General features: G+C 37.3%; 1 protein-coding gene. It reads left to right on the top strand.

The genetic code is table 11. The features are described from left to right. Positions 1–1460, top strand: a 1460-nt coding sequence (locus tag U9P79_10110; protein ID MEA2104975.1) for a choice-of-anchor J domain-containing protein, incomplete at both ends; no start/stop codon positions are given.

The raw sequence follows: 1460 nt of genomic DNA, 5'->3' as shown, positions 1-1460 counted from the left end.
AATCTGGGAACAAACCCAGCCACCTCGGTTTCAGCAATTATTTTCACGCCGGATGAATTTATTACGATCAATCAAAACGAATCTGATTATGGAAACATCGGCGGAAGCAGTTTTCAAACAAATTTTACAGATTTCAATATTTCAGTTTCAGAAAATTGCCCAGACGGTTACATCGCAGAAATTCTTGTCAATGTAATGAGCAATGAAAATAATTGGGAACTTTATTTCAATATTGAGTTGAATGCACCAATCATTGATTTGGAATCCGTCTTGGTAAATGACGGGCAGAATAGCATTTTAGACCCCGGTGAAACCGCAGAAATAGTATTACTTTTTGAGAATTCCGGAGGTGCAAGCGGATATGAAATCGGTACATTAATTTTCTTAAATGATCCTTATATCACTCTTAATTCATCTGAATTTTTTATCGGAGATATTGATGCGGGAAACATATCCTCCGGTATTTTTAATTTATCGGCTGCAACCAACGCTCCTGTCGGGCATATTGTAAATCTGGATTGGATTATTTCCGGCGAATTAAATTATAGCAATGAAGGCGATTTCTCTCTGACAATTTCTCAAATTCCTGTTCTAATTAATGAAGATTTTAACAGTTTTCCCCCTGATGGTTGGGAAATTACGTCCTCTTCAGGATCGTTTAATTGGGGCGGAAGTTATAGTAATCATGCCGGCAGTTCACCACCGGAAGCTCAATTTAGCTATTATCCTTCAACAACAGCTGTTCAAAGATTACAAATTCTACCTTTAAACACAGCTGGTTCAAGTACTTTAGAACTGGAATTTTCACACTCAATTAACAATTATACGGGTAATTATGAAATTCGACTGGAAACAACCGGCGATGGCAACACATGGAATACTGTAACAACATGGCCATCATCAAATTTACCAGCAACAACTGAGAATATTACGATTTCCACAAGTGATGTGGGCTCACCCACGTTTCAGTTTGCTTTCACTTTTGATGGGGATTCGTTTGGTATCAACCGATGGTCTATTGATGATGTTTTAATGGAAAATGGAAATTCTCAAAATTTGGGCTATTTTGCCGGAAATGTAAATCTGCTTGGAGGAAGCGGAAATGTGAAAGATGTAACCATTTTTGTGAACACTCAAACTGCTCACCCGAATCAAGATGGTGAATATATTATGCCACTCATTCCGGACTCGTATGATATTAGAGCAAGTTTATATGGATACCAAACAGAAATTATAACAAATCAGGAAGTTATTGCAAACCAAACCACAAATTGCAATTTTGAACTGGAACTTCTCAATATTCCCGCAAATTTAATTGCAAGTGTGTCCACAAATGATGTTACTCTGGAATGGGATGCTCCGACTGATTTTAGCGATGAATCTTTACCTTCTGTTCTAAAAGACGGTAATAAAAATCTCCGAAGCAATAAACAAAAACCCTCCGAAACAAATCGAAGTTT

Source organism: Candidatus Cloacimonadota bacterium, assembly GCA_034661015.1.
Classification (GTDB): domain Bacteria; phylum Cloacimonadota; class Cloacimonadia; order JGIOTU-2; family JGIOTU-2; genus JAYEKN01.
The sequence above is the reverse complement of the archived record's forward strand: the minus strand, read 5'-3'. Positions and strand labels throughout refer to the sequence as shown.